At 45.0% G+C, this 9,123-nt stretch carries 11 protein-coding genes and 1 pseudogene; all 12 read left to right on the forward strand.

Annotated features, from left to right (window positions below; translation table 11 throughout):
- Nucleotides 1-183: 183 nt before the first annotated feature.
- Nucleotides 184-599: pseudogene (locus E5355_RS19990) on the forward strand (hypothetical protein).
- Nucleotides 590-1,303: a hypothetical protein gene (locus E5355_RS14720; protein ID WP_246866965.1), complete on the forward strand. Its 714-nt coding sequence runs from the start codon at nucleotides 590-592 to the stop codon at nucleotides 1,301-1,303. Before E5355_RS19990 ends, E5355_RS14720 begins: the two are co-directional and overlap by 10 nt.
- Nucleotides 1,304-1,305: 2 nt before the next feature.
- Nucleotides 1,306-1,623: a hypothetical protein gene (locus E5355_RS19995; RefSeq protein ID WP_246866966.1), complete on the forward strand. Its 318-nt coding sequence runs from the start codon at nucleotides 1,306-1,308 to the stop codon at nucleotides 1,621-1,623.
- Between the two features lie 139 nt (nucleotides 1,624-1,762).
- A complete protein-coding gene (locus E5355_RS20000; protein ID WP_246866967.1) occupies nucleotides 1,763-2,008 on the forward strand; it encodes a 3-oxoacyl-[acyl-carrier-protein] synthase III C-terminal domain-containing protein in 246 nt (81 codons plus the stop codon).
- A 49-nt stretch (nucleotides 2,009-2,057) separates the two neighbouring features.
- Nucleotides 2,058-3,161, forward strand: a complete 1,104-nt coding sequence (locus E5355_RS14730) for a glycosyltransferase (protein WP_136010941.1) — start codon at nucleotides 2,058-2,060, stop codon at nucleotides 3,159-3,161.
- A 23-nt stretch (nucleotides 3,162-3,184) separates the two neighbouring features.
- A complete protein-coding gene (locus E5355_RS14735) occupies nucleotides 3,185-4,258 on the forward strand; it encodes a polysaccharide biosynthesis protein (RefSeq protein WP_136010942.1) in 1,074 nt (357 codons plus the stop codon).
- A 100-nt stretch (nucleotides 4,259-4,358) separates the two neighbouring features.
- A complete protein-coding gene (locus E5355_RS14740) occupies nucleotides 4,359-4,580 on the forward strand; it encodes a hypothetical protein (protein ID WP_005829183.1) in 222 nt (73 codons plus the stop codon).
- A complete protein-coding gene (locus tag E5355_RS14745) occupies nucleotides 4,577-4,981 on the forward strand; it encodes a putative toxin-antitoxin system toxin component, PIN family (RefSeq protein ID WP_016273695.1) in 405 nt (134 codons plus the stop codon). The genes E5355_RS14740 and E5355_RS14745 overlap by 4 nt, the downstream gene beginning before the upstream one ends.
- Nucleotides 4,982-5,021: 40 nt before the next feature.
- Nucleotides 5,022-6,170: a capsular polysaccharide biosynthesis protein CapF gene (locus E5355_RS14750; protein ID WP_136010943.1), complete on the forward strand. Its 1,149-nt coding sequence runs from the start codon at nucleotides 5,022-5,024 to the stop codon at nucleotides 6,168-6,170.
- Nucleotides 6,171-6,195: 25 nt separating this feature from the next.
- The gene (wecB, locus tag E5355_RS14755) at nucleotides 6,196-7,377 is read left to right on the forward strand and encodes a non-hydrolyzing UDP-N-acetylglucosamine 2-epimerase (protein WP_136010944.1); all 1,182 of its coding nucleotides are present in this window, start codon (nucleotides 6,196-6,198) and stop codon (nucleotides 7,375-7,377) included.
- 9 nt (nucleotides 7,378-7,386) lie between these two features.
- Complete coding sequence (locus E5355_RS14760) at nucleotides 7,387-8,619, forward strand: glycosyltransferase family 4 protein (RefSeq protein WP_136010945.1); 1,233 nt, start codon at nucleotides 7,387-7,389, stop codon at nucleotides 8,617-8,619.
- The coding region (locus E5355_RS14765; protein WP_136010946.1) for an NAD-dependent epimerase/dehydratase family protein at nucleotides 8,616-9,123 on the forward strand (508 nt) is incomplete at its 3' end. The genes E5355_RS14760 and E5355_RS14765, both read left to right, overlap by 4 nt.

The raw sequence follows: 9,123 nt of genomic DNA on the forward strand, positions 1-9,123 counted from the left end.
GTGGTTTTATCCACTCCCTTGCCTATGGGCGGAAAAACTCGCTATTTTTCGGTAGTAACTGTATGGCTTATGTTTTGGCTGTCTACCATATGTTGATATCCACCTATTGGATGAACGGTAAGCCCTCAAATTAGGGCTCCCAAATACTATCTCTATCTTTGTTGGCAATTAAATCCAACAATTATGTATAGTAGCGAAGATTTTGAAAGGCTTTATTTTCAGTACCAAATGGAGGCCGTCCCCTCATGGGGTGTCTCTTCAGTCATTCTGCTCAACGAATAACGTACCTTACAACCTTGTTTCATAAATGGTACAAGGATATCTGCAGAAAAATAGTAGAAGTTCAGGTGGAGGGTGTTCCCTCGGTTCCACCATCGGATTCCGTGCCGTTTTCTCCTTTAATGGAAAACCCTGTCAAGAAGGACAATCCTTCTCCCCATGCAGGGAACAACCACCGGAATTCGTGCAAAGGTCTGAGTGTGCTTCCCGTGCGTATATGCGTAGAGCTCACCTTGAGCAATGGTCTGCATATCCTCCAAAACGTTCCTATATTCTTTTCGAGAAAAAGTTTGTTTCGGGCTATCAGTTTATGTGTATAATCAAAGATGACGAAGGTAACGCGGTTGCCTACCGGATAGACTGGAAGGACGTAGTCCTCCTGTTAGAGAATCCCGTAATTAAATCGTTAAGAATAAGATATGGATACGGACGGATTACGCAGTTTATAGTTCAGAAACGCGAGTTTCTGTCTCGGGAGACCTTCTCGCGTCGTGCTTTTAACCGCTGTGATGATATGTCCGATGAAATGAAAGACCGGTATGTGGAATACCTGATTGAACGTCTGGAGACCGCTGAGTTGGATAACCACGCGATGAAACTGATTCTGGGGGACTTGACTAAAGAGTTATCCCGCTCCAACCAGATGTTGGAAAAATTAAATGAGTTGCAATCTCTTCTTAAGGAAGAACAGGAATCGCGTAAATCCCTGGAACGTGAGAATACAAAGCTGAAGGAACAACTCCAATCGTCTGGCAACCTATCTACGATGGGCATTAACAGGACTCCTATCCGGCATTTGTCTGACCTCTCCAAGGTTCCCAGTCGTATTCTTGACCGCAAGATGGTGAGGACTTTCCGTGAACATCTGCCTTGTGGAGGAACAGTTCGAATTGGTTCTGTACGTGGGGAAGGTCCGTACTTCCCGTTAGGAGTATTTTCCTCAGGAAGGGCATCCTACTGTTTTGTACGCAAAGCCCCGACTATAAATTACCGACATCCGCTTGCATTGTCCTGCATCAATTAGGATTGCGCAAGGATATAGGGGCATTGGATTTTAACTTGGGTTGTTCCGGTTATGTATATGTTTTTTCACTTGCCAAGGGGTTGATAGTCAGAGGTATTGCCTCTAATGTTTTATTACTAACAGGTGAAACCTATAATAAATATCTACATCCAAAAGATAAGGGTGATCGTACTATTTTGGGAGATGCTGCTATCGCTACGGTGATAGGTACATCTGGATTTGCTCAAATCGGAGAGTTTTGTTTAGGAACAGATGGAAACGGGGCAAATAATTTGATTGTGAAATCAGGGGGGAAGCCGTATACCCGAACTGCAGAATGATATCGAATTTGATGAGAATGGCAATCCTATCTCTTCTGATTATCTTTATATGAATGGTAGTGAGATATTCACTTTTACATTAGACATTGTACCTCCATTGGTAAACATTACATTGGCAAATAACGGATTGGAAAAAGAGATGATAAACCAGTTCGTATTTCATCAAGCTAATAAATATATGTTGAATTTTCTTAGAAAGAAACTTAAAATAGAACAGAATAGGTTTTATTATTGCCTATCCCAGTTTGGTAATACCGTATCCAGCAGTATTCCTATTGCTTTGCGGGAGGCTATAGACGATGGTATAATTCGTAAAGGGGACAAGGCCCTTTTAGCCGGATTCGGCGTAGGCTATTTTTGGGCTGGAACTATATTAAGGCTATAATCATTAAATAGAAATCGCTTTTAGGTGGCATTCTTTGTGTAAATTGTATATGTTTTCTTCTTACAACAAAATAATTATAGTAAATACTTCTGCATTGCGTAGTAGTGGTGCACTCACTGTTTATCATCAGTTTATCGCTCATCTTCGGTCCTATGTAGGCAGTCATCGTTGGATTATTTTTGTAGATTCTTCTGTTGAACAGCCTATAATTGATGGTGTAACTTATATACCTGATGATAATCATAGTTGGTTTCATCGTATTGTGTGGGAACATGGTGGTTTAAAGAGATGGTTGAAGCAACGAAATATTATTCCGGATGTAATTGTCTCATTACAAAATACCGGTTCAGTAACAGAATGTAAACAAGTGATATATTACCACCAGTCACTTCCTTTTTATTCTAGAAAATGGAATCTCTTAAAGGCGAACGAGTGTATGATGTGGCTTTATAAACATATTTATCCTTTCTTTGTAAGTAGTACGCTGAATGATAAAACGGATGTTGTAGTACAGATACCATTTATTAAGCGAGGTTTTTGCAAGAAATATAAATTTGCAGAAGATAGAGTGCATGTTTTGTTTCCTGATGTAGAAAAAATAGAAATGGATAAGATTATTGCTGCGAATCTATCTGCTGATTGTCTTCATTTTATTTATCCGGCAACTCCGTTTCCTTACAAGGAGCATAAGACATTGGTAGAAGCTGTGCGCATATTGCGTCAGAGTAATCCGTCAGTATTTGCTAAGATTCGTATACATTTTACTATACCCATTGGAGGATATCCTCTTTTAGAACAGTTGATAGTTGCATATGGTGTGAGTGAACAGTTTGTGTTTGATGGGATAATGAGCCATGAGAATTTGCTGTCATTCTACAAAGCATCACGAGGCTTACTTTTTCCCAGTACTATCGAAACGTTTGGATTACCGTTATTGGAAGCTGCTGCTTTCGGGCTGCCTATTATTGCATCCGATTTGGATTATGTGCATGAAGTTCTAAATGGATATGAGGGCGTGATGTTTGCTAAAACTAAAAATTGCCAAAAGTGGGCAGACTTGATAGCACGCGTCTGTGAAGAAGCACCCACATTCGAGCCTCTGACTCCTAAAGGAAGCAGTTGGGGAAAATTCTTCGAATTAATAAACAGATAATTTATTTTTTATAAGATATATTTATGTCAGTATTCAAAGACAAAGTCCTTTTGATAACCGGAGGCACCGGCAGCTTCGGTAACGCCGTATTGCGTCGTTTCCTTGATAGCGACATCAAGGAGATCCGTATTTTCAGTCGCGACGAGAAGAAGCAGGATGACATGCGTCATCACCTGCAGAATCCCAAGGTGAAATTTTATATCGGTAATGTCCGTGACCGCCAGTCTGTGGACGGTGCCATGATGGGAGTGGATTATGTGTTTTCTGCCGCCGCCTTGAAGCAGGTTCCCAGTTGCGAGTTCTTCCCGTTGCAGGCTGTGCAGACCAATGTGATCGGTACGGACAATGTACTGGAATCTGCCATAGCGCATGGTGTAAAGAATGTGGTGGTGCTTTCTACCGACAAGGCTGCCTATCCCATCAATGCCATGGGTATCAGCAAGGCCATGATGGAGAAGGTTGCCATAGCCAAGGGCCGTGCGTTGGGTGAGGAAGCCGGTACGACCATCTGCTGTACCCGTTACGGCAATGTGATGGCAAGCCGCGGTTCTGTAATTCCCTTGTGGGTGGAGCAGATAAAGAACGGCAGGCCCATTACGGTAACGGACCCCAACATGACCCGCTTCATGATGACGCTGGACGATGCCGTGGATCTGGTAATCTATGCGTTTGAGCACGGCCATAACGGTGACCTGTTCGTGCAGAAGGCTCCTGCCGCCACCTTGGATGTACTGGCGCAGGCCTTGAAGGAAACATACGCGCAGGTTGATCCGAAATACGGTGAAACGGAGGTGAAGACCATCGGCACGCGCCACGGCGAGAAACTGTATGAGACACTGGTAACCCGCGAAGAGATGGCAAAGGCTGTCGACATGGGTGACTACTACCGCATTCCCTGCGACACCCGTGACCTGAACTATGACAAGTTCTTCACGGAAGGCAATGAGGATATTGCCCGTATAGAGGACTATCACAGCCATAACACCGCCCGCCTGGATGTGGAGGGCATGAAAAAGCTTCTTTTGAAACTCCGCTTCATCCGCGAAGACCTCGGGATGGAGGAAAAGGCGAAGAGCGCGGAAATCAAGAGTGAATAAGTCTTTAATTTGAATAATACAACAGGAAAGAAAGAGGGAATGTATTGCTCCTTTAGAAAAAAAAACTATCTTTGCCATATTGAAACTAATAATTGAGAATATGGCAGCAACAGTATTAAATTCGGTTCAGCAACATCTTTTGAAGATGTTTGCTTTTGATGGTTCGGAGGAGCGATTGAATGAAGTTAAAGAAGTGTTGACCAAATATTTTTCTCAGAAGTTAGATGACCGCTTGAATGACTTATGGGATTCGGGAGTTTTAAACCAAGAAAAACTTGATGAACTGAGAAAAATTGATGTCCGCACACTTCCGAAGAGATGAATAGGATTGTATTAGATACAAATAGCCTGATACAGTGCATTTCTCCCAAAAGCAGGTACCGTAAGATCTGGGATTGCTTTCTGGATGGAACGAATCAGTTATGCGTTTCTGATGAAATTCTTAATGAATATGAGGAAATATTAGAACGTTTGGCAGGTGTGGAAATAGCTAAGCTGGTGATTGATGTCATTCTCAATAGCCCTTATACTTTGTTCTTTACTCCTTATTATAACTTCAATCTGATAAAATCAGATCCGGATGATAATAAGTTTGTGGACTGTGCAGTTGTGGCTAATGCCAAGTTTATTGTTACGGAAGATCATCATTTTCATATATTGAAGCAATATAATTTCCCAAAAGTAAGTTTTATAGGTTTGGATGATTTCTGTCATTCACTATGAATATCTTCTCTTTTCTGTGACAAACAGAACCCATTAGTTTATGAAAATCTTAGTGACCGGCGCCCGAGGGTTTGTCGGTCGGAACCTTGTATCCCAGCTGCACAACATCCGTGACGGGAAAGCCCGCAATTACGGCATTGCAGGTGAGGAACTTGCCATTTACGAGTATGACATGGACAGTGACCCTGCGGAACTGGATGTCTATTGCAGACAGGCCGACTTTGTCTTCAATCTGGCGGGCGTGAACCGTCCCAAGGATGCGTCTGAGTTCATGAAAGGGAACTTCGGCTTCGCCTCCACGCTGCTTGATACATTGAAGAAGCACGGCAATACCTGTCCGGTAATGATTTCCTCTTCCACGCAGGCCGCACTCGACAACCCTTACGGTGAGTCGAAGCGGGCAGGAGAGCAACTGTTGTTCGAGTACTCCAGGGAAACGGGGGCAAAGGTACTGGTGTACCGCTTCCCGAATGTTTTCGGCAAATGGTGCCGCCCCAACTATAACAGCGCGGTGGCCACTTTCTGCAACAACATCGCCCATGACTTGCCCATCCAAGTGAACGACCCTTCGGTGGTGATGAACCTGGTTTACATAGACGATGTGGTGGACGAGCTTGTCTCTGCCCTGAGCGGCAGGGAACACCGCAACGGGGATTATTGCGAAGTGCCCGTGGTTCATACTATCACCTTGGGCGGCATTGTGGAACTGATAAGGTCTTTCAGGCAGATGCCCGGTACCCTGTCCGTCCCGGATTTGAGCGATGCCTTTACAAAGAAACTCTATTCCACATATCTCTCATACCTGCCTGAAGAACGGTTCAGCTATCCCCTGAAGATGAATGTGGACGACCGCGGTAGTTTTACAGAGATTATCCGTACTTCCGGCTGCGGGCAGTTTTCGGTGAACGTCTCCAAGCCGGGCGTCACGAAAGGCCAGCACTGGCACCATACCAAGAACGAGAAGTTTGTGGTGGTGAGCGGGCACGGTCTGATACAGCTCCGCAAGATAGGTACGGAGGAGGTTGTCAGCTTCGAGGTAAGCGGCGGGAGGATGGAGGTCGTGGAGATGATTCCCGGCTATACGCACAATATCGTCAACCTTTCGGAAACGGAAGACCTGGTGACCTTCATGTGGTGCAACGAGTGTTTCGACCCGGCACGTCCGGACACTTATTTTGAAAAAGTCTGAAACGAGTTAAAGAATATAGGAACAGATGGATATAAAATTGGATTATTCGCAAGTCAGGTTTCAGGAGAACGGCAGACTGAAACTTCTGATTATAGTGGGCACCCGTCCGGAAATCATCCGCCTGGCGGCTGTCATCAACAAATGCCGCAGTTATTTTGACTGTCTTCTGGCCCACACCGGCCAGAATTACGACTATAACCTGAACGGTGTCTTCTTCCGTGACTTGAAGCTGAAAGACCCCGATGTGTATATGGATGCCGTCGGTGATGACCTCGGTGCCACGATGGGTAATATTATCAACGCCAGCTACAAGCTGATGGTGCAGGTGAAACCTGATGCCGTGCTGGTGTTGGGAGACACGAACTCCTGCCTGAGCGTGATAGGCGCAAAACGTCTGCATATCCCCATCTTCCATATGGAGGCAGGCAACCGCTGCTTTGACGAGTGCCTGCCTGAGGAGACCAACCGCCGTATTGTGGACGTCATTTCCGATGTGAACCTCTGCTATTCGGAGCATGCCCGCAGATACCTGAACGCTTCGGGCGTGGCGAAAGAACGTACATACGTAACCGGTTCGCCCATGGCGGAAGTCCTGCATGAGAACCTGACGGAAATAGAGTCCAGCGACATTCATCAGAGATTGAATCTCCAGAAAGGGAAATACATCCTGCTCTCCGCGCACCGGGAAGAGAACATTGACACGGAGAAGAACTTCCTGTCCCTTTTCAAGGCGGTTAACGCAATGGCGGAAAAGTATGATATGCCCATACTCTACAGTTGCCATCCCCGTAGCAGGAAACGTCTGGAATCAAGTGGCTTTGCACTTGACAGACGTGTGATTCAGCATGAACCGCTCGGCTTTCACGACTACAACTGCCTGCAGATGAACGCATACGCCGTTGTGAGCGACAGCGGTACCTTGCCTGAGGAGAGCAGTTTCTTCACTTCGGTGGGGCATCCTTTCCCTGCTGTATGCATCCGTACCAGTACGGAGCGTCCCGAGGCTCTTGACAAGGGTATCTTTGTCCTTGCCGGCATTGACGGGAAATCCTTGCTTCAGGCTGTAGATACTGCTGTGGAGATGAATAGGAATGGTGACGATGGCCTGCCGGTGCCCAACTATACGGATGAGAATGTTTCGGCCAAGGTTGTGAAGTTGATTCAGAGCTATACGGGGGTGGTGAACAAGATGGTCTGGAGAAAATAATGGTGGGACATGCCTAAGAAAATTTTGATACATAGCCTGATTTTCAGTCCGGATGGAGTTTCGACAGCCTATCTTTATAATGATATTGCTCTGAAATTCCAGGAAAACGGTTATGAAGTATTGGTATTGACAACTACGCCTCATTACAATGTTGTGGAACCGCAACTGGCAGCACAACCTCTGAAATGGAAGGTGTGGGGGATTTGTAAAGAAAGCTGTTTTCATGGAATCAGAGTCCTTCATGTGCCCCAGAAGAAATTCAGAAATACCTTTCTGCGCGTCCTGGGATTTGTCTATTGGCATATTGTCTCTTTCCTGATTGCTTTGTTCCAGAGAAATATAGATGTCATACTGTCACCTTCCCCTCCTTTGACTATCGGTGTAATCAACATTTGGCTGGCGAAAATCAAGGGATGTAAAACCATCTATAATGTGCAGGAAATATATCCTGACATATTGAAACGGAAGGAAGGGCTTGTTATAGAGCAGTTACGTAGGATGGAACGCTATGTTTATAATAACTCAACGGCCGTAACGACGATAGACCGGGTCTTTTATAATGTAATAGCCGGAAGGTTTAAGGATAAGTCCAAGCTTTGTATAATACCTAATTTTGTAGATACAGGATTGTATAATCCCCAGGGTGGAAATGTGGAATGTCTGAATCCTCTTTTTTTTCCTGCCACAGATTCTTTGAAATTGCTTTATGCCGGGAATATTGGTTATGCCCAGGATTGGGAGCCTTTAATCAGTCTGGCAGAAAAGACGAAAGGGGCTTCCATTGAATACTTTATAATCGGTGAGGGAGTCATGAAACCCGTTCTTGAGGAGAAAGTACGTGAGTTGGAGCTGGATAATGTGCATATTTTGCCCTATCAGCCCAGAAGTTTGATGCCGTCCATTCTTGCCTATTCAGACATCCAGTTTATTTTCATGAACCCCGAAATGGAGATGCAGGGATTCCCTTCCAAAGTTTATACAATCATGGCATGTGGTAGGCCTTTATTGGTCTGCTCGGGAAAGAATACGCCTATCATCAATTTCCTGCAGGAACATGGCTGTGCAAAATTGATTACGGAAAAGAGTTTGGAAGAAAAGGTGGGAGAAATGGCGGATTGGCTGAATTCTGTCTCAAAAAGCGAGCTGGCTTTACTGGGTCGAAATGGTGTGGAGGTGATTAAACGATTATATTCCAAGGATGTGGTAACTCAAAAATATGTAGACATAGTTGAATCCTTATGAACATACTAATCACCGGAGTCCACGGTTTTGTGGGTTCCAATCTTGTTATTGCCCTAAAGGAACGTCATACCCTTTACGGGCTGGATATTGTCGCTCCTGAAAAGGAGGGGGTGGTGAAGACTTTCTCTTGGGAGGATATTGAACCGGCTTCTTTTCCGGTGCGGAATCTTCCTGAATTCGATGCCATTATCCATCTGGCTGGCAAAGCCCATGATACGAAGAACCGGTCTGCCGCGCAGGTATATTTTGATATCAATACGGGACTGACCCAAAAGATATTTGATTTCTTTCTGGAATCGTCCGCGAAGAAGTTCGTATTCTTCAGTTCTGTGAAAGCCGCTGCCGACAGCGTGGAGGGTGATATGCTGACTGAAGATGTGGTGCCTGCTCCGGTAGGGCCTTATGGGGAGAGCAAGATTGCTGCGGAAGATTATATAAAGGAACGTTTTATTTTGCCTACCACCTCCCCCCTCGGATACTCCTCCTTCGAGAAGGAGGAGAATG

Origin of the sequence: Bacteroides muris (ex Afrizal et al. 2022), from assembly GCF_004793475.1 — a bacterium.
GTDB classification, from domain to species: Bacteria; Bacteroidota; Bacteroidia; order Bacteroidales; family Bacteroidaceae; genus Bacteroides; species Bacteroides muris.